The organism is Serratia sp. OS31 (genome assembly GCF_014164835.1).
Lineage (GTDB): Bacteria > Pseudomonadota > Gammaproteobacteria > Enterobacterales > Enterobacteriaceae > Serratia > Serratia liquefaciens_A.
This window is the reverse complement of sequence record NZ_JACJFQ010000004.1, coordinates 41,465-67,629: the sequence shown is the minus strand read 5'-3', so window position 1 is coordinate 67,629 and position 26,165 is coordinate 41,465. Positions and strand designations below refer to the sequence as shown.

The following is a 26,165-nucleotide window of genomic DNA, read 5'->3' as shown; positions in this document are numbered from 1 at the left end:
TAGTAAGTAACTGGGGATGAGTTAGTGCAGGTAACAACGCTGCGGCTTGAAAGACGACGGGTAAGTCAATGTTGGTAATTGCGGGTGCGGTACTTGTCGATTAACACCGCTATGATGATCACCGCCCCTTTGATCACCAGTTGCCAGAAGTAAGAAACGCCCATCAACGTCATGCCGTTGTTCAGGGTGGCGATAATCAACGCCCCTACCAACGTGCCGGTAATGGTACCGATGCCGCCGACGAAGCTGGTGCCACCGAGAATGACTGCGGCGATCGCATCCAGCTCATAGCCCATGCCAAGGTTACCGTTGGCGCTGTACAGCCGCGAGGCGCTCATCACTCCGCCCAACCCGGACAGCAGGCCGCTCATGCCATAGACAAACAGCAGCACGGCACCGACCTTGATCCCGGTCAGGCGCGCCGCCTGCATGTTGCCGCCTACCGCGTAGATATGAACCCCCAGCGTCGTGCGGCGCAGAATGAACCAGCACACTGCAATCACCGCAAAGGCGATAATCACCAACCAGGGGATAGGCCCCAGGTAAGCGTTGCCGATCCATTCAAAACTGATATTGGAATTGATGATGGTGGTGCCGTCCGCCAACAGATAAGCGGCACCGCGCAGCGCGGTGTAGGTGCCGAGGGTGACGATAAACGGCGGCAGACCGGCGTAGGCCACCAGAAAACCATTAAACAGCCCCATGCCTAAACCGGCCAGCAGCGCCAGCGGGATCGACATTCCGGCCATGCCAGGCATCAGTGACACCGCCATCGCTACCACCGCGGTGGTACCCAGCATCGAACCGACAGAAAGATCGATGCCGCCGGTCAGGATGATAAAGGTCATGCCCGCCGCCAACACGATGTTGATCGACGCCTGCCGAGCGATATTCAGCAGGTTGGCATCGGTAAAGAAGTTTGGTGCGACAAAGCCGAAAACCGCGACGATCAGGATCAATATCGGCAAGATACCGACGGTTTGCATCATATCGCCCAACAGTGCCCGTTTCAGCGTCGGATTTTTTGCGCCTGGCGGCAATGGATTCGAAGTCATGGTCGGCTCCTTGAGCGTAGGGATGGAATTATTCATGCGGTAGTCGCCTGCGGCTGGGCGGCGTCAACGCCGGTGGCCAGCGTCATGATGTTTTCCTGGCTGATCTCACCGCCGCCCAGTTCTCCGACAATGCTGCCTTCGTGCATCACGTAAACCCGGTCGCTCATGCCGACCACCTCAGGCAATTCACTGGAAATCATCAGGATCGCCACGCCCTGCTGTGCCATCTGGCTCATGATGCGATAGATCTCGCTCTTGGCCCCCACGTCCACGCCGCGTGTCGGTTCATCGAGGATCAGGATCCGTGGGCCAATGGCTACCCAGCGTGAAATCAGCAGCTTTTGCTGATTACCGCCGGACAGGCCGCCGGCCCGTACCTGAGCATGTGGCACGCGGATATTCAGCAGGCCGATAGCGTCGCTGGAAATACGCTGCGCCTTGCGGCGATTGAGCAGGCCATAGCGGCCGTCGCGTTCCAGCGTCGCCATCACGATGTTTTCATGCGCGGCCAGATCGAGAAACAACCCCTGCTCCTTGCGGTTTTCAGTGAGGAAGCCGATGCCCAGAGCAATGGCATCGCGCGGCGAGTGGATACTGGCCAGTTTGCCGTCGATCTCCACCGTGCCGCCGCTGGACTTGCGCACGCCGAAAATCAGCTGCGCCAGTTCGGAGCGGCCGGCGCCCACCAGCCCGGCAAGGCCGACAATTTCACCGGCGCGGACCTGAAGGCTGATCGGCTTCACCTTTTTGCCGTCAGTCAGGCCGCGCAGCGTCAGCCGAGGTTCCCCCACCGGGATGCCCTGTTCCTTATTGAACAAGTCGCTCAGCGGTCGCCCCACCATCATGCGAACCAACTCGCTGGCGGACAGCTTGTCGCGCATCAGGCTGCCAACATACTGACCGTCGCGCAGCACGCTGACGCGATCCGACAGCTCGTACACCTCCGCCATGCGGTGGCTGATATAAATGATTGCCATGCCTTCATCGCGCAGCCGCTTGATCAACTCGAACAGTCGATGCGTCTCGCGTGAAGAAAGCGCCGCCGTAGGTTCGTCCATCACCAGAATGCGGCTGTTACGGTGCAGCGCACGGGCGATTTCCACCTGTTGCTGCTCGGCGATGGTTAATTTCATCACGCGATCGCCGGCGCTGAACTGCGCCCCCAAACGATCGATCACCTTCTGCGCTTCCAGCAACATCTGCCCGCGTTTTACCAGGCCACCACGCTGGATCTCGCTGCCCAGAAAAATGTTTTCCGCCACCGTCAGATTCGGGGCCAAATTCATTTCCTGGTAAATCAGCGTGATACCTGCCGCCAGAGCATCTTTTGGCCCTTTGATGGCGAACGGCTGCCCATCGATAATAATTTCCCCGCTGCTGGCGATATAAGCGCCGGCCAATATTTTCATCAAGGTACTTTTACCCGCGCCGTTTTCACCCATTAGCGCGTGGATCTCACCGCGATACACCGTCAGGTTGACGCCCTTGAGCGCATAGAACTGACCAAAACTCTTGGCGATGTTGTGCATTTCCAGAATCGGGGTCGCGCTCATCGTCATACCTCTGGTAGCGGTTCGGATGGCAGCAGTTAACCACGCATAAATAAATGCAAAATGTCAGCGCTCGTTCATCTTTGTCATATTGTTAATGGGACGGGGATTTATACTGCGAACAGTCAGTTACGGGGGATTCGATGCGCAGACTGCCTTTCCTTGCCGGCGCGCGTGGGCGCCTGTTGATGTTCAACCTGCTGGTGGTGGCGGTGACGCTGATGGTCAGCGGCGTAGCGATCTTCGGTTTCTACCATGCGGGCAAGCTGCAGGAACAGATGCAGGCGCAAACCCTGGCAGAAATGAACGGCAGCATGGCGCTGAGCCGGGATACCTCCAACGTGGCGACCGCGGCTATTCGGCTCTCGCAAGTGGTGGGTGCGCTGGAATACCAGAGCGAATCCGCCCGGCTGAAACAAACGCAGTTGGTGCTGCAAACCTCGCTCAGCCGGCTGGCCGACGCCCCGTTGGCCCACAGCGAACCGGCACTGGTCAAGCGCATCATCAGCCGCAGCAACGCGCTGGAAAGCAGCGTAACCCGCATGCTGGATCTGGGACACCAACGGCATCTGCAACGCAATATTCTGCTCAGCGGGCTGTATCAGTCACAGAGTACGCTGCGGCATATCGCCACCCTCAATCAGCGCAATAATCTCAACCAGCCCTCGCAGCCGCTGCTAAGTCAGATCGACCGGCTGCTGGCGATCGCCATACAGACCCCAACGCCCAAGGCTGCGGCCCAGCAGCTCGACAGCGTTATGGCCTACTGGCCGCAACACAGCCCAGATGCCTTGGTAGACGAGAAAATGCGCCAGTTTCGGCTCAGCGAACAGCGCCTGCTGCCCGAAACGCTGGAGCTGGAACAAAGCGACCTGGCCCTGGCCTATTACACCTACCACATCAAAGCGTTAGTCGCGATGCTCAACGACGATATCAACCTTTACGTGCAAAAGGTGGCCAACGAGTCGGAGCTGCGCACCCACCAAACCCATAATGAGCTCAGCTCCATCAGTTGGTTTATCGGCCTGTTCGCGTTGCTGGCACTGGTGATTACCGGCTTCGCCGGACTGTATATCTACCGCAACCTCGGTTCCAACCTGACGGCAATCGCCGGCGCCATGACGCGGCTGGCGCGCGGCGAACGTGACGTCAGCGTACCGGCGCTGCAACGCCGTGACGAACTGGGCGAACTGGCGCGCGCATTCAACGTTTTTGCGCGCAACACCGCCTCGCTGGAGCAGACCTCCCGCCTGCTGAAAGAAAAAAGCACCCAGTTGGAAACCACCTTTCTGGCGATGCGCGACGGTTTTGCGCTGTTTGATAACGACGGTCAACTGGTGGTGTGGAACCCGCAATACCCCTTGCTGCTGGGACTCAACGAGCACCAGCTGCACCGCGGCTTGCACTACCGTGAGCTACTGCAACAGGTTACGCCACCGGCAGGCCAACGTTGGGAGGCGGTGCTGGCCAATCTGTCGAGCGAACTGCCACAGCCGCAGGAACTGCGCCTGAGCGATGGCCGTACCGTAGAGCTGCGCTTCAGTCCGGTACCGAACCGTGGCGTGGTCAACGTGGTGCTGGAACGCACCGAGCGCAAAGCGCTGGAAGAAGCGCTGCTGCACAGCCAGAAAATGAAGGCGGTCGGCCAGCTCACCGGCGGCCTGGCGCATGATTTCAACAATCTGCTGGCGGTGATTATCGGCAGCCTGGAACTGACCACTCAACAAACGCAGGACGCACAGACCGAACAGCGCATCCTTCGGGCGCTGAAGGCCGCCGAACGTGGCGCACAGCTCACCCAGCGGCTGCTGGCATTCTCGCGCAAGCAGGCTCTACATCCGCAGGCCATCATGCTGCAGGCGCTGGTGGAAAACCTGCAAGAGCTGCTGCGCCATTCACTACCCAGCACGCTCTCGCTGAGCATCGAGGCACAGCGCCCTGGCTGGCCTGCCTGGATCGATGCCAATCAGTTGGAGAATGCGCTCATCAACCTGGTGGTCAACGCGCGCGATGCGATGGAAGGCCGCAGTGGAGTGGTGAATATTCGCATCTACAACCAACGGGTAGTGCGCAGCGGCGGCAAAAAGCAGGACATGGTGGCGCTGGAAGTGATTGATACCGGCTGTGGCATGTCGGAAGAGGTGAAGGCTCAGGTGTTCGAACCCTTCTTCACCACCAAGGCGGTAGGCAGCGGCAGTGGGTTGGGGCTGTCGATGGTCTATGGCTTTGTCCGCCAGTCCGGCGGCCGGGTACAGATTGAAACCACACCGGGCAAGGGCACGCTGGTGCGCCTGCAGTTGCCGCGAGCACCGACGCCAGCGCCAGAGGAAGTGCCTTCACCCGCGCTTGAGGAGAGCCTGAACACCGACAATCTGGTGCTGGTACTGGAAGATGAAAACGACGTTCGCCATACGCTATGCGAACACTTGCACCAGCTCGGCTACCTGACGCTGGACTGCGCGGACAGTCAGGAAGCTTTGGCGCTGCTGCGCCAGACGCCGGATATAGACATACTGATCAGCGACCTGATGCTGCCGGGTGAGCTGGACGGCGTGCAGGTGATTGGGCTGGCGCGAGAGATTAACCCACAGCTGACCGCCCTGCTGATCAGCGGCCAGGACATCCGCCGTCAGCACGAAGAAAATCTGCCAAACGTTGAACTGCTGCGTAAGCCTTTCAGCCAGCGGCAACTGGCGTTGGCGCTGCAACGGGCACGGCGTTCAAACGCGGACGGCGACGCAATTCGGAGGGAATGAGGCGATTTTTCGCCTCTGATTCGTTATTATGCCGCCCTGCTTTTGATGAATAAGCGTGCCAGGTGCACGCCCAGCCAGGGATAACATTATGCTGTGGTTTAAGAATTTGATGGTTTACCGTTTGAGCCGCGAAGTTGCGCTAAACGCGGATGAAATGGAAAAACAGCTCAGCGCTTTTGCTTTCACCCCGTGCGGCAGCCAGGACATGGCGAAAACCGGCTGGGTCTCCCCGATGGGCTCCCACAGCGACGCATTGACGCATGCGGTTAACGGCCAGATCGTCATCTGCGCACGTAAGGAAGAAAAAATCCTGCCGTCACCGGTCATCAAGCAAGAGCTGCAGGCCAAAATTGAACGCCTCGAAGGCGAGCAACACCGTAAACTGAAGAAAACCGAAAAAGACGCGCTGAAAGACGAAGTGCTGCACAGCCTGTTGCCGCGCGCCTTTAGCCGTTTTAACCAAACCTTTATGTGGATCGACACCGTCAACGATCTGATCATGGTTGACGCCGCCAGCGCCAAGCGCGCGGAAGATACCCTGGCGCTGCTGCGCAAAAGCCTGGGCTCTCTGCCGGTGGTGCCACTGACCATGGAAAGCCCGATCGAGCTGACGCTGACCGAATGGGTGCGTTCCGGTGAACTGCCCGCCGGCTTTATTATTCAGGACGAGGCGGAGCTGAAAGCGATTCTGGAAGACGGTGGCGTGATCCGCTGTAAGAAGCAGAACCTGATCAGCGATGAAATTGCGGTACATATTGAAGCCGGCAAGCTGGTTACCAAACTGGCAGTGGACTGGCAAGAGCGCATTCAACTGGTGCTGGCGGATGACGGTTCGTTGAAGCGTCTGAAGTTTGCCGATACGCTGCGTGAGCAGAATGACGATATCGATCGTGACGATTTCGCCCAGCGTTTTGATGCCGATTTCATCCTGATGACCAGTGAGTTGGCGGCGTTAATCAAAAACACCATCGAAGCTCTGGGTGGCGAAGCCCAGCGTTAATCCCACCGAAAATACCAAGGGCTCTGCATGCAGAGCCTTTGATCTACTGCACCATTCTTTATCAGGGACACATCCGACTCCTCCAGTAGCCGATATAAATTGAGCTAACTCTCTCATCCTTATAACTGCCAATTTTTTACATATATAATCAGCGACCAAATATTTAAAAACATATCAATCAGTGACTTATTTACCTTTCAACATTCCTTTTTAGTATAACCATTAACTGCCTTTTATTTTTCTTTTACCCCCGTATTGATCTTGACGGAAAAATAAGCTACCTGTAAATGGTTTCACACACTAATATATATTCATATCAATCACATCATGAAAAGGAATTATTTATGAAAGTTATTGATTCATCGATGCTTGACTCTATTTCTGGCGGCGGCGGGAATAATGGCGGTGACCGGATTGACAATAGTAGCCGGGCTAATAGCGCAGGCAAAACGGCAGCTGCTGGGGCAGGAGCCATAGCAGGGGGGTACATCGGCGCCCTCGTTACCGGGCCCGGAGCACCTCTGGGGGCCGCTCTTGGAGGCTGGATCGGTGGTATTATCGGCGAAGCTGGTTATAATGCCGCAGTAGATGCAGTAAATGATCCCCGGAATAATGGCGATAACGGACGTGGTGCTTTTGGCGGAGACAGAAATAAGAATAGTGTAAACGGTCAATGCCATTGGTAAGTAGTTACGTGAGGAGAGATTGTAATCTCTCCTTTTTAGGAAAAAGGGATGCATTGTGAAAAAAGAAAGAATAAGAAGATTGGCATTTATATCAGGAGTTTCTTTTTCCACTTATTTAATCGCAAACATCAGGATACTTACTTTCCCAGCATCATTAATAAAAGCATTTCTTGCGTCTATTATATTCACATTAATTTATGCATTTCTTTCCAGCCGTCTTTGGAAAAAATATGTTTTAAAAATAAAAGATGATGAATGACCGCACCTTCTACCGCAGCGCGCTCACTAATATCTCATTTTGTAAGACGTCTTAGGGCTCTGCATGCAGAGCCCTGATTTATCACACTGGGGCGAAAATTATTTGCTTAAATAACGGCACAGATAGGCGGTTGCATCGGCAACCTGCAGGTTGAACTCACTGTGGCCCGGTACGAAGAATTTCTCACCCGGCATAAACACCTGCCAGTCCGGCGAGCCCGGCAGCAACACTTTCAACGCGCCGGTAATCACGGTCATTTCTTCCGGCTGGGCGGTGCTGAAGGTGTACTCTCCCTCTTCCATGACACCGACGCTGGTAAGGCCGATGCTGCTACTATCGAAACCGATAGACTTCACTTTTCCGGCAAAATACTCGTTCACTTTCAGCATAGACTGACACCCGCGTAATCAACTTTATGGGAAAACCATATTGGGGGATTGCGGTTGATCTGTCACTGGTTTTTCACGCGAAATGCGATCGCGACGCAGAGTAAAATTCTGCCGGGCAATTGCCCCTCAGCCAGCCGTCCTGGTTCCATTTGCAAAAAGGCGCAGGCAAGCCGCAGACATTCAGCAAAATAAGATTTTATTTGCTTTTTATTCAGTTAATTAGCTCAGCCGCTAACTTGGCGACCAGCACATTGGACAACAGCACCGGTATTTCAAGCCGCGCCTGCAGGAAATCGCGATGCTGACGGTGATAGCCGATGCAATCCAGCACCACCACCTGCGCCCCTTGCCGCTGCAACTCACTTGCTGCCCGTTCCAGCGCCACGTCGTCCGCCAGATAGGGACTGGCCACGGCGAAACAGGGCGGCGTCGCCAGCCGTTGCCACTTGCCGGCTTGCTGGCTGATTTGCTCCACTACCGGTACCACAATGCCGACCCGATGCCTGCTGACAATGGCGGAAATCAGCGGTGGAATAATGCGATCCGGCTCCAACAACAGCGCATGTTCGGCGTCCAGTCGGCCAAATTCCCCGGTGCACAACAGCAGGATCACCTCACAGCCTTCCGCTTCCAGCTCACTGATTTTCTGCTGCAGCCCCTGCTCAACCCGCGGGGCAGCCAGCTTCACCTGCGTGCCGTCCAACAGGCGTGAAACCAGCACCTTCTCACCGGCTATGGGGGCGTAGCCTTGGGCAATCTGGCCGAGGCTCAGCCCGTCCAACAGCCCGACATGCCTCACCTGATCCGCAGGTAGATAGGCCGACAGCAGCGGCATGATGTCGTTGCGCGGTGCCTGGCCGATAGTCAGCGTGGCAAATGAGGCATTCATCCGGTTATTTCCTTTTTTGCAGGTGGCTGAGGCTGCCGTACAACGCCAGCAACTGCGCGTACTCATCGGTCTGGTAAAAATGGCAGGTACCGCGCCCGAACTCTTTCGCCACTTCAACCGCGAACTTCACGGTCAGCGCAATATCCACCTCATGGCTGGCACCGGTACCGCAGCCCGGCACCACCGACTCGGTACAGATCGCTACGCCAACCACCGGCGCTGAAGTCGCGGTGGAAGGTTGCAGGATGCTGTTCAGGTGATGCACCCCATTGCCGTACGGCGTAATGTCCTGCGTGGTGATCGGGAACGTCACCGCCGGACGCCCGCTGGTCATCTCCATAATCCGCAGCAAGTCTTCCGCCACCCGCAGGATGTAGCCTTCTTTCACCGTCGGCGACAGCGCGTAACCTTTGTGGTTGATGATGCGGTTGCCTTTGGTGGTGTCGATAGACAAAATCGCATCGGCTTCCGCCACCACTTCATTGTCGTTCATCGTTACGTCGTCGATCGGCGAATCCATAAAATCCACCGGATCATGCGGACGGGTTGGAGCGTCAGGACAAATATGGGTGGTGATGATGACATCCCCCGCCAACACATCGCCCTTGCGCTGCATTTCCGCCAGCTTCAACGCGCTGGCAATCGCGGCAATCGCCCCGTCGCCGTCGGACACCAAACCGATGCGCGTAGGCCGCGCACCGATGCCGCCCAACCGGCCGACAATGCCCAGGGTTGGCGCATCCCCACCCCGTTTTTTACCGGCGCTGCCGGGGATGTCGATTCGCACGAAATCGGTGGCGCCTTTCGGTCCGCTGGCACGCAACGTGCTGGCTCGAATGCCGGGATAAGACGCAAACAGATCGACGACATCCTGACCGCTTACATAAGCATTATCTATTAATTCAAAAACCTGCAGCGTTTGTTGCAAACTCATAATCGGCTGACCTCACAATTTAACCGGGGGGTTATTTCCCTTTGCTGGAAAAAATCGAATTGAAAAAGTTGTACAGCGCGTCGCCGGCAATAAAACCGGCCGCCATGATCTCCATCGGCGTGCGGCCCTTGTCGCCCCAGCGACGGATAATCAGGATGCGCAGCGCAATGCCAAGGAGAACCGCCCACCCGGCCAACGCGTTGTTGATCAGCAGGCCCGTAGCTAACAGCACGCCGAGCTGGCGTTTGGGTCCGCCAATCAGCTGCACGATGGCCCCGGGAATGGCCCAGATCAGCAAGCTGAAGGCAATGCCCGGCTGCGCGCCCGCCTCGATGGTTTTGGCGTACACCCGCGCTACCGGTGGGATCAGGTCCTGCAGGAAGTAGCTGCTGTAAGCGAAGTACACCACCGGAATGGCAATAACAAAGGCGATCAAGGCGGCGAACAGTTGAATGCGACGCCCCAGCAGCTCCTGCTGCAAATCTTTACCGTAGCCGCGCAGAATAAAGCCGGCTTTCAGATCAAACCCCATGTCGGCAAACGCCGGACCGGTGGCGGCGGTAAACCCGGTCAGCACGCACAGCGCCACCGGCGGGAAACCAATCAAAATACCGATAATCAGGGTGATCAGCGCCACCGCAAAGGCCGGGAACCAGCCAGAGTGCATCGCGGCGATACCGACAATCAGCTCATGCACAAAGGCGGCGAACGCGGCATAAATCACAAACAACACCAGCATGGTCAGTGACATCTCGCTGTACAGTCCGCCGGCCAACGCCAGCAATGCAGCGATGACGACATAGCCAACGGCTCCCAGCCCCAGCGCCTTACGCACTTCGCTATCTGCCTGGCTGTAACCGGCTGCGTCGACGTTTTTGCTACGGATCACCTGCACCACCTGGATCAACGCCACCAATCCGGCGCCGACCATCACCCCATGAGGAATAAAATGCGCATTGATGTCGAAACCTGCCATAGGTTCTGCGTAGGCGCGCAGCAGCAGACCGACGCCAAACATCCCCAAAGCCCAAATATTGCCAATGAAGGCGGTGCCGAAGGCCGCCATCGGGATTTTAAGCATCGACCCGGCGATACCCACCGCTACGCCCACCACCAGTAACCAGGCCTGTTTGCCCCCACGATCGCCGGCCTTGATGGCTTCCGCCGCCGCAACGCCCGGCGGCCAGGCGTTGGCGGCAGGAAATATTTTGGTGTCAAACATGCGATACAGCAGGTAGGCGTCAAGCAACATTGCCACGGCCACACCGCTGAACATCGGCAGGATCAGCTGTGGCTGCCCCATCACATAAGGCACGGCAATGGGCATCAGCAATGAGTTGGCCGCGCCAAAGGTGGCGGAGGAGATCACCGTTTGCGCCAGGTTTTGCGTATGCACCGACCGGTAACGCTGAAACATCTGCAACGGAATTCGCGCCAACAGCATCGCAAACAGCGCGCCAATGATTGACGTGTTGGGCGTCACGCCCAGCGTGGTGATCAGCTGTACGCCGATGATGGCGCCGACGATGGACAGGATCACCATCACCAGCAGCGTAGCTATATCTTTCAACGGATTTATGGTGGTATTGGGTTTCATAAAGTCAATTTCCCTGAATATTCGCTGACGCTGGGCAAGGGGCATTTTTTCGGCGCAGAGTGGCCGTCACAGTTCCGATATTTGGAACTGTGAGTTGAATTAATAATTTATTGCCCCTTAATCCCAAGTTAAATAATTAATAAACTCCCTGGTGTTGGCTTTCATTAATTATTGGGTGGTAGCGGAATTATTTCAGTGCGTTATTTGATCTGTTGCCAATAATCATCACCGAATTTTTCCGCCAATTGCCGGGACACCGTCATCAATGCCGCCAATACGGCGGAAGAAAACGGTTGTTCATCCGCTTGGGTAGCAAAGGACAAACAGAGCCCTACCGTCTCATTACGGTGCTTGTTGGTCACCGCCGTCGCCAACGAACTGATGCCCTGCAGGGTTTCGTTACGCGCCAGCGACCAGCCCTGCCGCCGAATCTGCGCCAGCTTGCTCAACAACGCATCCGGCGATTGCGGAGCATTGGGCGAAGCCACGCGGTAACCCGCGGCATAGCGCGCAATAGCCTGTTCATCGCTGTCACGCGCCAAAATTGCCCTGCCTACCGACGTTTCCGCCGCCGGTGAACGGCTGCCCGCCGGCGTCACCACCTGGAGGAAATGACGGCCCGGGAACATGCGCATCACCATGATTTCCTGCCCCTCGAGCACCGAAACATAGCCCGTGCAGCAAGTCTGTTGACTGAGCTGCACCATGCTGGCCGCCACGCTGTCCACCAGCGGCGTCGACAGATAATGGCTGGAAACCGATAGCAGCAAGCGACCGATTTTATACAGCTTGCTGTCGGGATCGCGCTCCAGCATGCCCTGCGATTCCATGGTCTGCAGCAGGCGCGATACGGTACTTTTCGGCAGCGCCAGTTGGTTCACCACATTGCTGAATGAAATACCGGGTTGCCCATGCATCATCCGCTGTTGTGAAAATAACTTTAATACCGCTGCGGCATTTTCCAAGGTTGTCATGGCACGCCTTGTTCCACTATATGGAACTTAGTTCCTGTTTGATAATAAGAAACTAAAACCCGCACAACTTATCGTCAAGCAGTTTATTTTTTACGCTGTGGAAAATTAAAGAGAATGATGCTTTTGAAAATAAAATAGCGGACAGATCGCCAAAGTCATGGCGGTAATTAATTTGCACATGTACTTAAGCTGTGGGAAATATCAGCACAAGCTGCTGAAAACGTCATTCACCAGAGCAGGCAAATAGGCTTTGCCGCCCCAGCATCAGAAGCGAGCGTTATGCAGACTGAAATCTATCGGCATGGTTAATTCCACCACGCCGTTATGGAAAGTGTCGGCCGGCGGCGTAGGTAAAGGTGAAGCGCGTTTTACCAGGGCAATAATTTCACGATCCAGTGAAGGCAGGCCGGCACTGCTGACCAGTGAAACCGCCAGCACGTTGCCCTGCCGATCCAGCGTAAAATTAACCCGCCCGATACCCTGACGCTTCAGGCGAAGCGCGTCTTTGGGATAACGTTTAAAACGGTTGAGACGGCTATTGATACGGCTACGCCAACTGTCTTCACCTGCCTGCGAATAAGGCGTCAACTGAGTTTGCGGCGCGGCAGTCCGATTGGCATTCCCCGGGGGCGGCGCACCGGCATTTTGTTCGAGAGCCGGCGGATGGCTTTTCACCGCCTCCTGAGGCGGCTTCGGTTGCGCGATCCTGCGCGTTTTTTCAATCGGTTTAGGCACCTTCTTTTTTACCGGCGGCAGCGCAATACGTGGCTGTGAGCTCTCGGGCAACTGGGGGAGCGGCAAGGGTTCTGGCAGCGCCGATGGCTCAGGCTCAGGTTGTGGCATGGCCTGCCCCGGCGGCGTACTGTCGGCCGGAGCCGCCTGTGGCGCTTCGGCAAACACCATCATCACCGCCGGCATCGGCATCGCCGTCGGGGCCTGTCGATTTTGCCATTGCCAGAACAACACCGCGCCAAGCAGGTGCAGTGCGAGCACCACCAACAGGCTGCGTCGCCACGGCAAGGCTTGGTGTGGCGCACCAAACGGCAACGTCGGTTGCGAGACCACGAGGCTCACTCTTCCGTCAATGCCAGATGCAGCCGATCGGTCAGCGGCTTGAACAGGTAGTTCATCATCGAACGTTCGCCGGTGCGGATAAACCCTTCTACCGGCATGCCCGGGCGGATCTCCAGCCCATTAAGCTGCTGCAGGCCTTCCTCCCCGACCTTGGCCCGCACGTTGTAGTAGGGAGCCCCGGTTTTCTCATCGTTCAAGCGGTCAGCGCCGACCAAGGTCACCTCTCCCTCCACCCGTGGCGTGGTGCTTTGGTTAAAGGCCGAAAACAGCAGTTCAACAGGCAGCCCAACCTGTACCTTGTCGATCAGCTCTACCGGAATATGCGCCTCCACCAGCAGGCCCCGATCGCTGGGCACAATCTCCATCAGCTGTTGACCCGCGCCGATCACCCCTCCCTCGGTGAAGACGCTCAGCCCCACCACCGTCCCCGCCACCGGTGCCCGCACCTGCGTATGTCCGAGATCTGCCTCTGCCTTGGCCAGCCGATTGTCCAACTCGTCAAGCTTCATCCGCACATCGGCCAACTGGCTGTTCACCTCTTTCTGATATTCTTCTCGCCGTTGGATGCTCCGCAGCTTCAGCTCAAGAATTTGCCGACTTAACCGACCGATATTGCCGCTGTCCTCGGATGCCTGACCGTCAATTTGCGCTTGCTGCCCTTCGAGATCCAACAACCGGTTACGCGCCACATACCCCTGCGCCGCCAGCTTGCGCATACCGTTTAGCTGTTCCTGCAGCATGCCTTTCTGCCGCTGCTTACTGGCGTAAGATTGCCGTAGGCCAATCAGCATGGCCTGCGAGCCGGCGATGCTCTCTTCTATAGCCGCAAGCTCACTGCGCAATGCCGCGCGGCGGCTGGTGAATAATTGTTGCTGCAGCAGCATCAGCGACTGGATCTCCGGTTGCGACCCCTGCTCCAGCAAAGCGGCGGGGAACTGCACCTCACTCAAATCACTACGCTCAGCCTGTAGCCGCGCCTGCTGCGCGATGTTGGCCAGATGCTGGCTGCGCAACGCATCGCGCTGGGTCCGGCTGTCGACGGTATCCATCAGCAATAACACCTGCCCGGCGCTAACCCGATCGCCTTCGTGGACGTTGATTTGCGACACCACGCCACCGCTGGGATGCTGTACCGCTTTACGATTGCCGGCAACCACCACGCTGCCGGAAACCGGCACCCCTTTGTCCAGCGGTGCCAACAGCCCCCACAGTAAAAAGCCGCCAAACCCCAGCAACACCAGCCAACCGCCGAGGCGCAGATGCCGCCGTTCGTCAAACTGCGGGGCTATTGCTTCAAGATCCTGGGAAATGGCTGTCTGATGACTCATCATTTACGCTCACCGCTGGCCGTTTTGGCAAAGTTGGCATAACCGACGTTAAACCCACCGCGGTGCCCGGCATTCGCCGGTGCAACAGAGGCGGCGGGCGCAAAGCCGGGCAATTTCTTCAAAATGGCAGCGCTGGGGCCAAAGTGCTGCACCTGCCCGGCACTCAAAACCAGCAGCTTGTCAGTCGCCGCCAGGATCGCCGGTTTATGCGTTACCAGCACCACCGTTGCCCCCTGCTGTTTCAGCGCCACGATCGCCGCCTGCAACGCCTCTTCCCCTTCACGGTCAAGATTGGCGTTCGGCTCATCCAACACCAGCAAGGCCGGCGAGCCATACAACGCCCGCGCCAGCGCCACCCGTTGACGTTGGCCGCCGGAAAGGCCACTGCCCCCTTCGCCCAGTTCGGTTTCATAGCCTTTGGGCAGGTGCAAAATCAGTTGGTGTACCCCGGCTAACGCGGCGGCGGCGACCACCTTTTCGGCGTCAACCTGACCAAAGCGGGCGATATTCTCCGTGAGCGTACCGGCAAACAGTTGAATGTCCTGGGGCAGATAGCCGATATAGGGCCCCAGCGACTGCCGGTCCCACTGATGGATGTCCGCCCCGTCTAACCGCACGTCACCGCTCAACGGCGACTGCGCAGCCACCAATTGCCGCATCAGCAAGGTCTTGCCGGAGCCTGAAGCGCCGATCACCCCCAACACTTCACCGGCTTCCAGACGAAAGCTGAGGTTATGCAGCACCGGCGTACTGCCCCCCGGGGCACAAGCCACCAGTTGATTGACGCTCAGTTTTCCTGTGGGAGCAGGCAGCGGCAAGCTTTCCGCCCGCGTCGGGTTGGCCGCCAACATCACTTCCAGCCTTTGCAACGACTCTCGAGCGGAAGACCACTGCTTCCAGGCGCCAATCAATTGGTCAATCGGCCCCAATACCCGGCCAATCAGGATCGACCCGGCTATCATCATCCCGGGTGTAATATCGCCATTGACCGCCAGCAGCGCACCACACCCCAGCATCAGCGATTGCAACGCCAGCCGCACGGTTTTCGACCAGGCGGAGACCGTGGCGATTTTCTCGCTGGCGCGATTTTGCAATAGCAGAAACTGCTGATGTTGACGTAGCCAGCGCTGGCGCAGGGCGGTCAGCATGCCCATGGCGGCAATGGCTTCGGCATTGCGCAAATTGCCGTTGGCCTGTTGAGTGGCGCTCAGGGCGACCCGGCTGGCCTGCGCCAGAGGTACCTGCGATACCCGTTGGTTGAGCCAGGCCAACAGCACCAAAATGATCACCCCAACGCTTGCCAACGCGCCAAGCCAGGGATGCAGCAAGAAAACCACCAGCAGATAAACCGGGAACCAGGGGGCATCAAAGAAAGCGAATAAAGCATTGCCGGTAGCGAATTGCCGCAGATGGGTGAGATCGTTCAATGCCTGTCCGGCCAACGGGTTGCCCGTTTTTAGATTGGTTTCAAAGGCGGCGTTATACACCCGCTGGTTTAAACGCATGTCCATCTGGGCGCCGAGGCGGATCACCACCTGGCTGCGTACCCACTCCAGCAGGCCCATAAACAGATAAAGGCCGACCACCATCAACGTCAGCATCGCCAACGTCATGCGATTACCCGAAGGCAGCACGCGATCGTAGACTTGCAGCATATACAGTGCCGGGGCCAGCATCAGCAGGTTGATCACTGCGGTAAACAGCGCGATGCCCCAGAATCCGCGCCGAAACGCGGCCAGCACGCTTAACACTTCTCCGCGCCTGACGGCGTTTTTCATGATGTTTCCCATAGGTTAGAACCGATAAAGCGCCCGCCGGGGCTCCCTGCACCGGCGGGCAAACGACCTGAATCAGGCCGCCAGCAATTCCGGACTGTCGGCGTGCTGCACGCCCACCGCCGTTGCCGCCGCCACCTGATCGAAGGTGGAATTGACGTTCAAACCGTAGTCGTCGAGGATGCCGTTCAACGCGGTTTCCAACGCGCCAGTGTCGCCGGACATCAGGCCGTAAACTACCTGGTGCACCACGCCTTCGTGTCCCTGCGCCTGCAGGCTGCTGAGGTTCAGACCGCCGAAGCTCACGTCAGGCACCTGAATGTTGTACGGCGAAGCCCCGCCGCCGCTCAGACCGTCACCGAATGACAAGCCATCCAGTTGGCCATACAGCGTGTGCGCCGGCTCGTTAAACAGCGTGTAGGTCAGGTTGCCTTCCGCGACGAAAGAGGTGAGGCCATTGGCGGTGCTGGTAATGGCATATTGGCTGCCGGACAGGCTGCCACCATAGAAACCGCCGCTGTTGGAGTCGGTGACATTGCCGTTGGTGTGGTTGACGTCGCCGAACGCCGTAGACCACTCGTTCAGATAGTCATGAATGCTGTAACTGCCGAAACTGCTGTCATAATTTACTGAAAATGCCATTTCTCTATCTCCATTGATTAACGGCGCCCCTTGCGGAGCGGCCCTTGTGCTCAACGATGAGCAACGCCCTTTTACTGCTACTGCTTAAAAACGGTATTCCACGCCCCCCTGCACCGTACGGCCACGCCCCAGGGTATTGGCCAGGGTTTCGCCATAACTGACGACATAGGCGCGGTTGGTCAGGTTTTCCACCGAACCGCGCAGGGTCAGGCTGTCGGTCAGCTTGTAGCTGGCGTACAGGTCAAACAGGGTGTATTTCGGCCAGTCGGCCAGATACGGGTAGTTGGTCGGCACCGAGCTGTCTTGATAACCCGGCGCAAAGCGCACGGTGACCCCGGCGTCCAATTTGCGATCGAAAGCGCGACCGCCCAACGTGACCGAGCCGCGATCCCCCGGCAGGTAGGCCGCGGTGCCAAACTGTGAACCCCCGTCGCAGGAGACATAGTCATTGCTCGTTGGATCAGGCTCCATGTAGTAGTTGCCCGGGCCTACCCCTGCGCCATAGCGCAGGCGGTTGCCGAGCCAGGCATTTTTCGAGCAGAAGTCGTTTTTGCCGATCATGTGGGTGTAGGTCAGGTCGGCGTAAAATACGCCGGCGTCATAATTAAGCTGGTATTCCAACCCACGGAAACGGGTCTTCGACAGGTTATTGACGTAGGCCGCGTTACCGATGCTCGGCTGCACCAGCCCCGGCTTGTCACGGTTAATCGCCAGATTGATGTAGTTGTCGACCTTGGTGTCAAAGTAGGCCACCTTGGCCACCAGGCGATCACCGTTGAAGAACAGATCCGGCTGCTGTACGTTGAAACCGACTTCCCAGGCGCGTGAACGTTCGGCCTGCAGAAAAGGGTTGGGGTATTGAGTGGAAGAACTGTGAGCGCTGCCGTTGGTCAGCGTTTCGGTGATGGCCGGCGGGCGCCAGGATTTGCCGTAGGTGCTGTACAGTTCCAGCCACTCGACCCCAGGGCGCACGGCCACTGCCAGCGTCGGTGAAAGCTTGCCCTCATCGCTATCGACGTTCCACTCCTGATGGGTAGTGGTGGCCAGGCAATTACGCAACCGCAATTGCTTGCAAGGGTTGTCGATAGTGTACGGGAAATCAGCATAGCTGAGGCCCGTTTGGCCACGCAGCCGATAGTGGTCATAACGCAACCCGCCTTCCAGCGTTAGCCAGCCGTCATAGTCATAGGTCAGGTTGGCGAACAGGCTGCTGACCGAGCGGTTGCCGGCCGGCGTTACCCCATCCATCCCTTCGCGAGAAGAGTCGCTGGTGGCCTTGTCGTAATACCCTTCCAGACCATAGTTGGCGCTAAAGTCATGGCCCGGCGCCAGGCTGAAGCGCGAAGTATTCTGCACCTGCACGCCATAAGTGCGTAGCCGGATGCGGCTGTCATAGCCGTTGTTCAACAAGGTGCCGGTGCCGTACGTGTCGCTGTCATCCTGGGTATCGACGTAATACAGCTTTGCCTGAAGATCCAGCCAGCCGACGTCCTCCGGCGCCAGGCTGTAGTCCAGCGCCGCATTGCGCGCCATCACTTCGCTGTAGCCGGTACGTTTCCAGCCCAAATCATAGGGCGGCGTGTTACTCAGATTGGTTAGCGTGCCGGCGATCGGCGACGAGGTTTGAGTTTGCAGATAGCTCAGTTGTACACGCTGATTGGCCGGAAGATTCCAGCCCAGCTTGGCAAGCCGGGAATGCATGCGGTAGTGAGTATCGGGGATCTTGTTGTTTTTGATGTCATGGGCGTAACGATCGTAATTCCCGGTATCGTTATTGATGCGAATGTTGCCGATGCTGCCCTTGTTGCCCGGCCAGTAATCGCCCAGGTGACGTTCGCTGGCGGCCAAAAGGATATCGCCGGTTTCATTGCCCAGCGCCAGCACGCTGCTGCCAATAAAGTGGGTGCCGTTATCGCCGGTGCTGGCGTGCAACTTGCCGCCCAGTTCTTTTCCCGGGGCCAGGAAGTCGCTGGCACTGACGGTGTTGAAGGTCGCGATCCCCCCCAAGGTGCCCGCGCTGCCCATCCCTCCGGTCGTGCCCTTATCTATGGTGACGCCGGACAGCAGTTCAGAATCGATGTACATGGTGCCGTTGCGCTGGCCGTGGCCGCTTTTCTGGAAGTTTTGGCGCATGCCGTCAATGTTCATGTTCACCCGACCATAATCCTGAATACCGCGGATATTGACCGACAGTGCAGGATCCTGCTGGCTGACGCTGGAATAGGTACCGCTGGTTTGCTCCAGAATATCGGCCGCGTGGCGCGCCGGGCGATTATCCATCTGCTCGCGGCCGATCACGCTGACCGAACGCGGTTCGTCATAAACCCAGTCATTGGGAGTAAAGCCGCCGGTGCCCACAACCGTCAGGCTGTCCAGCTCCAGCGCCCCCTGGGCGCCCACCGTTGCCGGTAAGCGGCTCAACACAATCTGCCCCTGCGGTTGCAGGCGAAAAGCCACCGGATTACCGCCAATCAGGCGCCGCATGCCCTGCTCAACGCTCATGTTGCCGTTCAGCGCTTCAGCTTGCATGCCGTCGAGCTTTATATCGTCAAAAAACACCTGCATCCCGGCCTGTTCGGCAAAACGCAGCATGGCGCTTTGCAACGGCTGGGCCGCGATACTGAAATTTTTTTGCTGCGTCGCCTGCGTGTTGGTCGCTGGGACCGGCGCTGCGACGACAGTTAACGGCTGTGATAGAACCATCGCCGCCAACGCGGCGCGTACCGCCGTGGTCAGTTGGCTGGCCGGTGTTGCTGCCCTGAGGTTAAACATGGTGTGTGCGTTCCGCCCTGAAAATGTCAAACTTAGTGATAATGGAAATCAATCTCGTTTAAACATAAGGACGTTCCGGGGACTAAAAACCCGTAAAGATTTTTTACAAAGAATGAAAAATAAAGGTTAAAACGGGCACCAGGCCCGTAATATCAATCGGTTAAGAGTTTGGAAAAAGCCAGGGCGCCCCGGGGGTGAAACGCCCCAAAAAGACGTCAGTAGAGAAGCGTTATGCCGGGAAGGGTTAGCTGATCGGCGGACAACTCCTGACGGATCGCCTGCATTGCCCCTTCGAGATTGTTCAACGCAAATACGCCGCTGACTTTCCGCTGCTTAAGCGTCGGGTTAAGCACCACCACATTGGTGCGACGATAACGGTTAAGCTGCTCAAGCGCCTGCGCCAGCGGCTGACGGTCGATCACTAACCAACCTCGCCGCCAGGCATCGTCGGAGGTTTTTTGCCTGGTCAACTGCAGCGCTTGCCCTTGATAATGTGCGGCCTGTCGCTCAGCCACCACCAACGAGCGTTCGCCCCCCTCCAGCGATACGCGCACGCTGTGCTGATGGACGCTGATATCAACCCCTTGCGCCACATGCGCCACGCTGAATTCGGTACCCAACGCCTGAGTGACGCCATTATTTGCCTCTACCCGGAACGGGCGCGTTTCGCTGCCGGTCACTGGTGCCACGGTAAAATAGGCCGCTCCGCTCAACAGCCTGACCTTGCGTTCACTCCCGCTGTAAGCCAGCGCAATGGCACTGCCGCTGTCGAGATCTACCTGGCTGCCGTCCGGTAGCGCGATCTGACGCACTTCACCGCGCAGGGTCTGATAGTCCGCCTGCATATCAATCCACCAGCCGGGCCCGCCATAAACGCCAACGGAAACCGCGATCACCACCAGGGCAGCCACCGCCCAGGTGCGCCATATGCTTCGCACCGGGCGCTTCAGCTCGGCGACTTTCGGTTGCAGCCGTTGCCGCTGTGATTCGGGCAATTGGCCCAGCGCCGTCCACAGCTGCCGGGCCTGTCGCAACGCCGCTTCATGCTGCGGTTCACTGGCCAACCATGTGCTCAACTCGCGCTGGTCTTCAGCAGACAGCGGGCCTTCGGCCAGGCGCACGGCCCAACTGGCCGCCTGTTGTCGCACCTGCGCAGTAAGCTGTTTCATGATGGCGTAGACCCCTGTTTTGTCTGGTTATAGAGTAAGACGTCTGAACGCGGATAAACCCGTAAAAAAATTGTCATTATTGTGCATCCATCCGTGCCATCAGGATTTCCAGCGCACCGGCCAGATGTTTTTCCACCGTGCTGAGCGACACGCCCAGCTCCGCCGCCACCTGCGCCTGGGTCAACCCCTCAAGCCGATTAAGCCGGAAGATTTGCTGCGTGCGCACCGGCATCGATGCCAGTGCCTGTTGCAACAACAGCAGCATCTGGCTATCTATCGCCAGCTGTTCCAGAGCCGGTCCGCCGGCGGGAAGCTGTGCCAGTACGTCATCTTCGACCAGATCGGTCTGCCGACGCTGCTGCTGCCGGATATGATCCAGCATCAGATTCTTGGCCGTTTTATACAGGTACGCCTCAATGTCGATAATATTGCCCTGCGGATACAGCTCAGTCAGCCGGGTAAAACTTTCCTGAGCCAAGTCCGCGGCCAGCTGTGGATCGCGCAGTTTGGCGTTCAAATAAGCTTGCAATGGCCGCATGTGGCGTTGAAACAACGCCTGCAACTCGGAATTGGACATCTCTTTTCCCAGAAGTGAAACACCCAATAGGGGCGATAAAAATCACACAAATGATTATCATTATCAATAAAAGACTGGAAAATAGCGGCCATGGCGGGCAAAACAAGAAACCGGCTTTACGCCGGTTTCTGAGGGAGAAGTGATTAGTCTTCCAGCGCAGGATCCTCATAGCGATGCTTGGCATCCAGCGCCTCCTGCTCGGTTTCGTGCTCACTGAGCAGCGTATTGGGCTCTATATCATCGGTGCGCACCTCAAAACGGTGCATATGCAAGCTGGGATCGCCTCGGTCAACGGCGACCACTCGGGCGGTTCTCGGATAGCCAGGTCGGTTATTTTCGCGCATGCTGATCTCCCGTGTTATTTCACACAGCTAAGTATAGCAGCGCGATTTATGCCGACATGCGGGACCCCAAATCACGATCGGCGCGATCGCCTTCCAGCAGCTGCGTCAGTTCATCGCAGGCGCAGATTTTGCCCTCACGCACGGTGAAATGCGCCAGTACCTTAACCCGACTAAGGCTGCCATCGCGCTTTTCCACCCGCACCCTATGGTGTGTCAACACCGAGTCATCCTGCCCGGCAATGGCGACCATCTCCAGCGTCATGCTGCGAGTCAATTGCTTGAGCAACGCCATGTGTTGCACAAACTGCATATAGTCCAGCGTCTTGCCGTCCACCTGTTGACGGTAATCCGCACTGAAAAGCTCGGCGATCAGCGCCGGCTGGTGTTGCGGAGCGGCGACGATCTTTTGCAAGGCATCGAGCACCAGAGCTGTGGGGGTTTTCGGGGTCATGGTCGATCTCCAGAATTGAATGACGCGGAGATCATAAAACGCACAAGGCATGGCATAATAACCACATCTGGACATTTTATACCGTAAATCGGCCAATCATTATGATCCTGCAAAGCCAGCGACTTTGGCATGAGAAAAAACACCTGACGCCCTGGCACCAGCATGCCAGCGGACAGATCTACCTGTTGACCCATGGCATGATGGCGCTGGAAACCCGGGAGCGGCAGTGGGCGATGACCGCCGGCAGCATCGGTTGGCTGCCACCCAACTGTGCGCACCAGGCGCTGGCATGCGGTAACGTCGCCGGCTGGAGTCTGTATCTGCCGGAGTCCTGCTGTGCGACGCTGCCGACGCAGCCGCATCTGAGCCCTGCCTCCGCATTGATTCAGGCGCTAATGGAGCGCATAGCTTCTTTTGCCGGACAAAAGCTGGCTCCGGCGCAACAACGCCTATTGCGGGTCTTGTTGGATGAGATTTCTGTGGAACAGAGCATACCGCTGCAGTTACCGCTACCGCAGGACGCCAGGCTGTTGAAAATCGCCCGTGCCCTGCTGAATGAACCCGCCAGCGAGCGTACCCAGAGTGACTGGGCCGCCTGGGCCGGGCTGAGCGTGCGCACCCTCAGCCGCCGTTTTATCAGCGAAACCGGTGTGACCTTCGCCCGTTGGCGCCAGCAAGCACGGGTGATCCGCTCGCTGGAGCCGCTGTCGCGCGGTGAATCGGTCGGTCGAATCGCCAGCGAATGCGGTTATGACAATGTCAGCGCCTATATTGCCGCCTTCCGTCAACGTTTTGGCACCACGCCTGGGCTGTATTTTAGTCAGCGTCAGCCGGCAACAGCGCCTGACGCGTCGCGTTAAGAAACTGTTCTGACAGCGCATCGCCCTGCGTTGCCCGCGCCAGCGTCAGTGCCCCCACCAGCATCGCCATCTGCACCAGCGCCTGCTGGTGTCGTTGAGGTTGCTGTTCATCTGGCGAAAGCGACTCCAGGCGCGCCAACATGGCTTTCACACCGCTCAGGTAAGCCTGATGCACCGGTTTATCCGCATCTTCGCGCGCCACATCAGCAGCCAGAGCGGCAACCATGCAGCCTTCGCCCGGGCAGTCGCGGTGCCTGACATTCAGATAGGCGTCAACCAAGGTCTGCAAATTGTGCTGGTCCGGCTGACGGCTGGCGGCTTCCCAGCGCTGAGCGGATTCCTCTACCGCCCTGCGGCTGGCCACCGCCGCCAGTTGGTCCTTGGAAGCAAAATGGCCATAGAAGCCACCGTGCGTCAGCCCCACGGCCGCCATCAGATCGTTAACGCTGACGCCATTCAGGCCGCGTTCGCGAAAAAGCTGTGAAGACACCTGCTCAATCGCCTCGCGATTGCGCTCCATCTGCTGCTTTGAAACCCGTGCCATGGCGTTTTCTCCTTATCAATCAGGCATCATCTTAGGCTATCCACCGACAGCGCTCAATAGATGATGCCTTTCATCCAAAGACTCAGGCGCGCGGGGTGCTTGGCGCGGCAAAGCGGGAACTGTCGCCGCCCTGCGCACGCGCCAGCGTGTCGGCAATCTGCCGATGAGGCGTGCCCGGTTCAATGGCGCTGACCCGATCAAGACGCGCCATCTGCTGCTCATCCAACGTCAAATCAAGCGCCGCCAGCGTATCCTCTAACTGATCCAGCGTGCGCGAACCCAGAATAGGGATCAGACTGGTGCTGGAATGCGCGGCCCTGCTGCGCAGCCAGGCGATAGCGACGTGAGTTGGCTGGGCATGATGTTCTTGCGCAATCGCCAGCACTTCATCCAGCAACGCGGTATCTTTCTCACGATGCACCAAACGTCCCAGCTCACTCAACCGCCCGGCGTCGCTGTGGCGATACTTGCCGGTCAGCAGGCCACCGCCCAGCGGCGACCACAGGGTGGCGGCCATTCCCAGCGCTTCGACCATCGGCAGCAATTCACGTTCTGCGGTTCGCTCTACCAGGCTGTATTCCACCTGAATGCCCGCAATGCGCGCCCAGCCGCGCAGTTCGGCCATCGTATCCGCACGGGCAATACGCCACGCCGGAAAATTGGACAACCCGGCATATTGGATCTTGCCGGCGCGGATCAGATCGTCAAAGGTACGGACGATCTCTTCAAGCGGCGTCAGGTTGTCAGAAAAATGCGCCCACAGCAGATCGATACGATCGGTTTTCAGGCGTTTCAGGCTGTTCTCTACCGAGGCAATCATGTTTTTGCGGCTGTTGCCGGTATAGGCAATACCCGCGTCCGGCGCAGCACCCAGGGTGTATTTAGTGGCGACCACGAAACGGTCGCGTTCGGCGGCGATGAAATCCCCCACCATCTGTTCTGACTGACCGAATTGGTAGGTATCAACCGTGTCGATAAAGTTGCCGCCGGCATCGACATAACGATCGAAAACCTGTTTGGCCTGTTCTTTTTCCGAACCGTAGCCCCAGCCGGTGCCAAAGTTGCCGGTCCCTAATGCCAGTTCAGAAACGCGCAGGCCGGTATTGCGGCCAAAGGTGGTGTATTTCATAGGAAAACCTCGCGATTACGTTGCGTTTATCAATATAGATGATGGTCATCATTATTTTATATATGTCATTCATCATCTATAAAAGAAAGCGCAATCTGCCATGAACAAAAAAAGACCAACGGGGAGAATGGGAGGAGTTCGGGCACAAGGCTCGGTGCCCGATAACATAAGCGGCGGATTACTTTACCGTTTCCCGCTGCAGCACGGCCAGGATCTTTTCGACCACCTGCTGTGGATTTCCGGTACCGTCCATCACGTAGTGCGCGGTCTCCTGATACAAGGCCTCGCGTGCGGCCAGCACTTCCAGCATCTCTTCGGCGATCGGACGCCCTGTCAGCGTAGGGCGCTGCGCGTCTTGCGGATACTCTTCCAGCCGCTGAGCCAACACCTCGGCCGGTGCGCGCAGGTAAATAACGGTGCCGTGCTGGCGCATAAATTGGCGGTTCTCTTCCGCCAGGATCGCGCCGCCACCGGTGGCAACTACAGTTGACGGTTGAGTCACGGTTTGCAGAGCAATGCTTTCACGGCGGCGAAAGCCCAACCAGCCTTCGTTTTCGACCATTTCCGCCACGCTCATCTGCGTGGTCTGTTGCATAAACAGATCGGTATCGGTGAATTGATAGCCCAGCGCCAACGCCAGTGCACTGCCCACCGTGGTTTTACCGGCGCCGCGAGCGCCCACCATGAAAATGGTTTGTGTCATTACGGGTTGTCCCTTATACGGTGACTTGAATGCGTGAGCACGCCAGAATCCGGCGTGCAAATCGTGCGATGGCGTAGATGCTGCATCATACCGCCATCAGCCTGTATTTCAATATTTACGATAGTGTAAATTCCATGGCACAGCGGCTGCCTGCGGCAAAACCCTGCGCCACCTCTTCCGCCACCCCCGCCCTCAACGACGGGCTGAGCCGCTCGGCGGCTATCGGCATGAACCCCAGGCGCCGGTAATAAGGCGCATTCCAGGGTACGTCAATAAAAGTGGTTAGCGTCAGGCGCTGTGCGCCCAATAATGCTGCCTGCGCCGCAACCTCGATGAGCAAGCGGCGCCCAATGCCCTGACGCTGCCAGTTGGCGCCCACCGACAGCTCGGCGATATGCCAATCCTGCGATTGCGGCACGACGGCGATAAAGCCGGCAACCTCCCCCGCCGTACTTTCAGCCAGCCACTCGTGCTGTCGCTGAATAAAATCGGCATGCCGATCGGCACTCATCACCGGGCCTTCGGCGATAAAACGCCAGGCCGGCTGTTGGCGGAACAGCTGGGCTGCCGAGTGCTCAACCGCCATCAACTGGGCGATATCCTGCGGCTGCGCTAACCGGATTTGCAGGCTCATCGGGCTCTCCTTAACGTCAGGGCCGGCTATTTAATCAGATTTCCCCGACGGCAGATACCCGCCGCCGGGCATGT

Annotated in this window: 25 protein-coding genes; 5 read left to right on the top strand and 20 right to left on the bottom strand. The window is 57.7% G+C overall.

Features of this window, described 5'->3' with window-relative positions; translation table 11 throughout:
• Nucleotides 1–65: 65 nt before the first annotated feature.
• Nucleotides 66–1,055 carry a ribose ABC transporter permease gene (locus H5P17_RS05320; RefSeq protein ID WP_044548626.1) on the bottom strand — a complete coding sequence of 330 codons (990 nt, stop codon included), beginning with the start codon at nt 1,053–1,055 and terminating at the stop codon, nt 66–68.
• A 32-nt stretch (nt 1,056–1,087) separates the two neighbouring features.
• Nucleotides 1,088–2,608, bottom strand: a complete 1,521-nt coding sequence (locus H5P17_RS05315; protein WP_044548625.1) for a sugar ABC transporter ATP-binding protein — start codon at nt 2,606–2,608, stop codon at nt 1,088–1,090.
• Nucleotides 2,609–2,748: 140 nt separating this feature from the next.
• Between H5P17_RS05315 and H5P17_RS05310 the strand changes: the two genes are divergently transcribed.
• The 4 genes from H5P17_RS05310 (at nt 2,749) to H5P17_RS05295 (ending at nt 7,306) form a co-directional block, all read left to right on the top strand.
• Nucleotides 2,749–5,361 carry an ATP-binding protein gene (locus H5P17_RS05310; RefSeq protein ID WP_182821703.1) on the top strand — a complete coding sequence of 871 codons (2,613 nt, stop codon included), beginning with the start codon at nt 2,749–2,751 and terminating at the stop codon, nt 5,359–5,361.
• 88 nt (nt 5,362–5,449) lie between these two features.
• Nucleotides 5,450–6,361: a recombination-associated protein RdgC gene (rdgC, locus tag H5P17_RS05305; protein WP_020825435.1), complete on the top strand. Its 912-nt coding sequence runs from the start codon at nt 5,450–5,452 to the stop codon at nt 6,359–6,361.
• Between the two features lie 344 nt (nt 6,362–6,705).
• The gene (locus H5P17_RS05300; protein ID WP_182821855.1) at nt 6,706–7,047 is read left to right on the top strand and encodes a hypothetical protein; all 342 of its coding nucleotides are present in this window, start codon (nt 6,706–6,708) and stop codon (nt 7,045–7,047) included.
• Nucleotides 7,048–7,102: 55 nt separating this feature from the next.
• Nucleotides 7,103–7,306 (top strand): hypothetical protein, encoded by a 204-nt coding sequence (locus H5P17_RS05295; RefSeq protein WP_071827004.1) that lies wholly within the window; start codon nt 7,103–7,105, stop codon nt 7,304–7,306.
• Between the two features lie 98 nt (nt 7,307–7,404).
• Here H5P17_RS05295 and ppnP read toward each other — a convergent pair whose 3' ends face one another.
• The 14 genes from ppnP to H5P17_RS05225 all read right to left on the bottom strand — a co-directional run bounded on the left by ppnP (nt 7,405) and on the right by H5P17_RS05225 (nt 22,221).
• Nucleotides 7,405–7,695, bottom strand: coding sequence for a pyrimidine/purine nucleoside phosphorylase (gene ppnP, locus H5P17_RS05290; RefSeq protein ID WP_044548616.1), 291 nt, complete (start codon nt 7,693–7,695; stop codon nt 7,405–7,407).
• Nucleotides 7,696–7,906: 211 nt separating this feature from the next.
• On the bottom strand, nt 7,907–8,584 hold the full coding sequence (locus tag H5P17_RS05285; RefSeq protein ID WP_182821702.1) for an AroM family protein: 678 nt from the start codon (nt 8,582–8,584) through the stop codon (nt 7,907–7,909).
• 4 nt (nt 8,585–8,588) lie between these two features.
• The gene (locus H5P17_RS05280) at nt 8,589–9,518 is read right to left on the bottom strand and encodes a DUF1177 domain-containing protein (protein ID WP_044548612.1); all 930 of its coding nucleotides are present in this window, start codon (nt 9,516–9,518) and stop codon (nt 8,589–8,591) included.
• Nucleotides 9,519–9,549: 31 nt separating this feature from the next.
• Entirely contained in the window at nt 9,550–11,115 is a 1,566-nt protein-coding gene (locus H5P17_RS05275; RefSeq protein WP_044548610.1) for an OPT/YSL family transporter, read from the bottom strand.
• A gap of 200 nt (nt 11,116–11,315) precedes the next feature.
• A complete protein-coding gene (locus tag H5P17_RS05270) occupies nt 11,316–12,089 on the bottom strand; it encodes an IclR family transcriptional regulator (protein WP_044548608.1) in 774 nt (257 codons plus the stop codon).
• Nucleotides 12,090–12,353: 264 nt separating this feature from the next.
• Nucleotides 12,354–13,154 carry an energy transducer TonB gene (locus H5P17_RS05265; protein ID WP_044552817.1) on the bottom strand — a complete coding sequence of 267 codons (801 nt, stop codon included), beginning with the start codon at nt 13,152–13,154 and terminating at the stop codon, nt 12,354–12,356.
• Between the two features lie 5 nt (nt 13,155–13,159).
• A complete protein-coding gene (locus H5P17_RS05260) occupies nt 13,160–14,491 on the bottom strand; it encodes an HlyD family type I secretion periplasmic adaptor subunit (RefSeq protein WP_044552816.1) in 1,332 nt (443 codons plus the stop codon).
• Nucleotides 14,491–16,269, bottom strand: coding sequence for a type I secretion system permease/ATPase (locus tag H5P17_RS05255; protein WP_044548606.1), 1,779 nt, complete (start codon nt 16,267–16,269; stop codon nt 14,491–14,493). The genes H5P17_RS05260 and H5P17_RS05255 overlap by 1 nt, the downstream gene beginning before the upstream one ends.
• 72 nt (nt 16,270–16,341) lie before the next feature.
• Nucleotides 16,342–16,908, bottom strand: a complete 567-nt coding sequence (locus H5P17_RS05250; protein WP_044548605.1) for a heme acquisition protein HasA — start codon at nt 16,906–16,908, stop codon at nt 16,342–16,344.
• Nucleotides 16,909–16,992: 84 nt separating this feature from the next.
• The gene (locus H5P17_RS05245; RefSeq protein ID WP_182821700.1) at nt 16,993–19,680 is read right to left on the bottom strand and encodes a TonB-dependent receptor; all 2,688 of its coding nucleotides are present in this window, start codon (nt 19,678–19,680) and stop codon (nt 16,993–16,995) included.
• Between the two features lie 215 nt (nt 19,681–19,895).
• The gene (locus H5P17_RS05240; protein WP_182821698.1) at nt 19,896–20,849 is read right to left on the bottom strand and encodes a FecR family protein; all 954 of its coding nucleotides are present in this window, start codon (nt 20,847–20,849) and stop codon (nt 19,896–19,898) included.
• Between the two features lie 76 nt (nt 20,850–20,925).
• Nucleotides 20,926–21,426: an RNA polymerase sigma factor gene (locus H5P17_RS05235; RefSeq protein ID WP_044548599.1), complete on the bottom strand. Its 501-nt coding sequence runs from the start codon at nt 21,424–21,426 to the stop codon at nt 20,926–20,928.
• 143 nt (nt 21,427–21,569) lie between these two features.
• Entirely contained in the window at nt 21,570–21,770 is a 201-nt protein-coding gene (locus tag H5P17_RS05230; RefSeq protein ID WP_044548598.1) for a YaiA family protein, read from the bottom strand.
• Nucleotides 21,771–21,816: 46 nt separating this feature from the next.
• Nucleotides 21,817–22,221: a nuclear transport factor 2 family protein gene (locus tag H5P17_RS05225; protein ID WP_044548596.1), complete on the bottom strand. Its 405-nt coding sequence runs from the start codon at nt 22,219–22,221 to the stop codon at nt 21,817–21,819.
• A 101-nt stretch (nt 22,222–22,322) separates the two neighbouring features.
• Between H5P17_RS05225 and H5P17_RS05220 the strand changes: the two genes are divergently transcribed.
• Nucleotides 22,323–23,081: an AraC family transcriptional regulator gene (locus tag H5P17_RS05220; protein ID WP_220496718.1), complete on the top strand. Its 759-nt coding sequence runs from the start codon at nt 22,323–22,325 to the stop codon at nt 23,079–23,081.
• Here the strand turns inward: H5P17_RS05220 and H5P17_RS05215 are convergent.
• The 4 genes from H5P17_RS05215 to H5P17_RS05200 all read right to left on the bottom strand — a co-directional run bounded on the left by H5P17_RS05215 (nt 23,038) and on the right by H5P17_RS05200 (nt 26,091).
• Nucleotides 23,038–23,625 (bottom strand): TetR/AcrR family transcriptional regulator, encoded by a 588-nt coding sequence (locus tag H5P17_RS05215; protein ID WP_044548592.1) that lies wholly within the window; start codon nt 23,623–23,625, stop codon nt 23,038–23,040. The genes H5P17_RS05220 and H5P17_RS05215 overlap by 44 nt on opposite strands.
• Nucleotides 23,626–23,707: 82 nt before the next feature.
• A complete protein-coding gene (locus tag H5P17_RS05210) occupies nt 23,708–24,754 on the bottom strand; it encodes an aldo/keto reductase (protein WP_182821696.1) in 1,047 nt (348 codons plus the stop codon).
• Between the two features lie 178 nt (nt 24,755–24,932).
• Nucleotides 24,933–25,457 carry a shikimate kinase AroL gene (aroL, locus tag H5P17_RS05205; protein WP_182821694.1) on the bottom strand — a complete coding sequence of 175 codons (525 nt, stop codon included), beginning with the start codon at nt 25,455–25,457 and terminating at the stop codon, nt 24,933–24,935.
• Between the two features lie 115 nt (nt 25,458–25,572).
• Nucleotides 25,573–26,091, bottom strand: a complete 519-nt coding sequence (locus H5P17_RS05200) for a GNAT family N-acetyltransferase (protein ID WP_182821692.1) — start codon at nt 26,089–26,091, stop codon at nt 25,573–25,575.
• Nucleotides 26,092–26,165 lie beyond the last annotated feature (74 nt).

Excerpts from the sequence above, each read along its gene's own strand:
- H5P17_RS05320 (WP_044548626.1), bottom strand. The coding sequence starts at position 1,055 with ATGACTTCGAATCCATTGCCGCCAGGCGCAAAAAATCCGACGCTGAAA.
- H5P17_RS05315 (WP_044548625.1), bottom strand. The coding sequence starts at position 2,608 with ATGAGCGCGACCCCGATTCTGGAAATGCACAACATCGCCAAGAGTTTT.
- H5P17_RS05310 (WP_182821703.1), top strand. The coding sequence starts at position 2,749 with ATGCGCAGACTGCCTTTCCTTGCCGGCGCGCGTGGGCGCCTGTTGATG.
- rdgC (WP_020825435.1), top strand. The coding sequence starts at position 5,450 with ATGCTGTGGTTTAAGAATTTGATGGTTTACCGTTTGAGCCGCGAAGTT.
- H5P17_RS05300 (WP_182821855.1), top strand. The coding sequence starts at position 6,706 with ATGAAAGTTATTGATTCATCGATGCTTGACTCTATTTCTGGCGGCGGC.
- ppnP (WP_044548616.1), bottom strand. The coding sequence starts at position 7,695 with ATGCTGAAAGTGAACGAGTATTTTGCCGGAAAAGTGAAGTCTATCGGT.
- H5P17_RS05285 (WP_182821702.1), bottom strand. The coding sequence starts at position 8,584 with ATGAATGCCTCATTTGCCACGCTGACTATCGGCCAGGCACCGCGCAAC.
- H5P17_RS05280 (WP_044548612.1), bottom strand. The coding sequence starts at position 9,518 with ATGAGTTTGCAACAAACGCTGCAGGTTTTTGAATTAATAGATAATGCT.
- H5P17_RS05275 (WP_044548610.1), bottom strand. The coding sequence starts at position 11,115 with ATGAAACCCAATACCACCATAAATCCGTTGAAAGATATAGCTACGCTG.
- H5P17_RS05270 (WP_044548608.1), bottom strand. The coding sequence starts at position 12,089 with ATGACAACCTTGGAAAATGCCGCAGCGGTATTAAAGTTATTTTCACAA.
- H5P17_RS05260 (WP_044552816.1), bottom strand. The coding sequence starts at position 14,491 with ATGAGTCATCAGACAGCCATTTCCCAGGATCTTGAAGCAATAGCCCCG.
- H5P17_RS05255 (WP_044548606.1), bottom strand. The coding sequence starts at position 16,269 with ATGAAAAACGCCGTCAGGCGCGGAGAAGTGTTAAGCGTGCTGGCCGCG.
- H5P17_RS05250 (WP_044548605.1), bottom strand. The coding sequence starts at position 16,908 with ATGGCATTTTCAGTAAATTATGACAGCAGTTTCGGCAGTTACAGCATT.
- H5P17_RS05245 (WP_182821700.1), bottom strand. The coding sequence starts at position 19,680 with ATGTTTAACCTCAGGGCAGCAACACCGGCCAGCCAACTGACCACGGCG.
- H5P17_RS05240 (WP_182821698.1), bottom strand. The coding sequence starts at position 20,849 with ATGAAACAGCTTACTGCGCAGGTGCGACAACAGGCGGCCAGTTGGGCC.
- H5P17_RS05235 (WP_044548599.1), bottom strand. The coding sequence starts at position 21,426 with ATGTCCAATTCCGAGTTGCAGGCGTTGTTTCAACGCCACATGCGGCCA.
- H5P17_RS05230 (WP_044548598.1), bottom strand. The coding sequence starts at position 21,770 with ATGCGCGAAAATAACCGACCTGGCTATCCGAGAACCGCCCGAGTGGTC.
- H5P17_RS05225 (WP_044548596.1), bottom strand. The coding sequence starts at position 22,221 with ATGACCCCGAAAACCCCCACAGCTCTGGTGCTCGATGCCTTGCAAAAG.
- H5P17_RS05220 (WP_220496718.1), top strand. The coding sequence starts at position 22,323 with ATGATCCTGCAAAGCCAGCGACTTTGGCATGAGAAAAAACACCTGACG.
- H5P17_RS05215 (WP_044548592.1), bottom strand. The coding sequence starts at position 23,625 with ATGGCACGGGTTTCAAAGCAGCAGATGGAGCGCAATCGCGAGGCGATT.
- H5P17_RS05210 (WP_182821696.1), bottom strand. The coding sequence starts at position 24,754 with ATGAAATACACCACCTTTGGCCGCAATACCGGCCTGCGCGTTTCTGAA.
- aroL (WP_182821694.1), bottom strand. The coding sequence starts at position 25,457 with ATGACACAAACCATTTTCATGGTGGGCGCTCGCGGCGCCGGTAAAACC.
- H5P17_RS05200 (WP_182821692.1), bottom strand. The coding sequence starts at position 26,091 with ATGAGCCTGCAAATCCGGTTAGCGCAGCCGCAGGATATCGCCCAGTTG.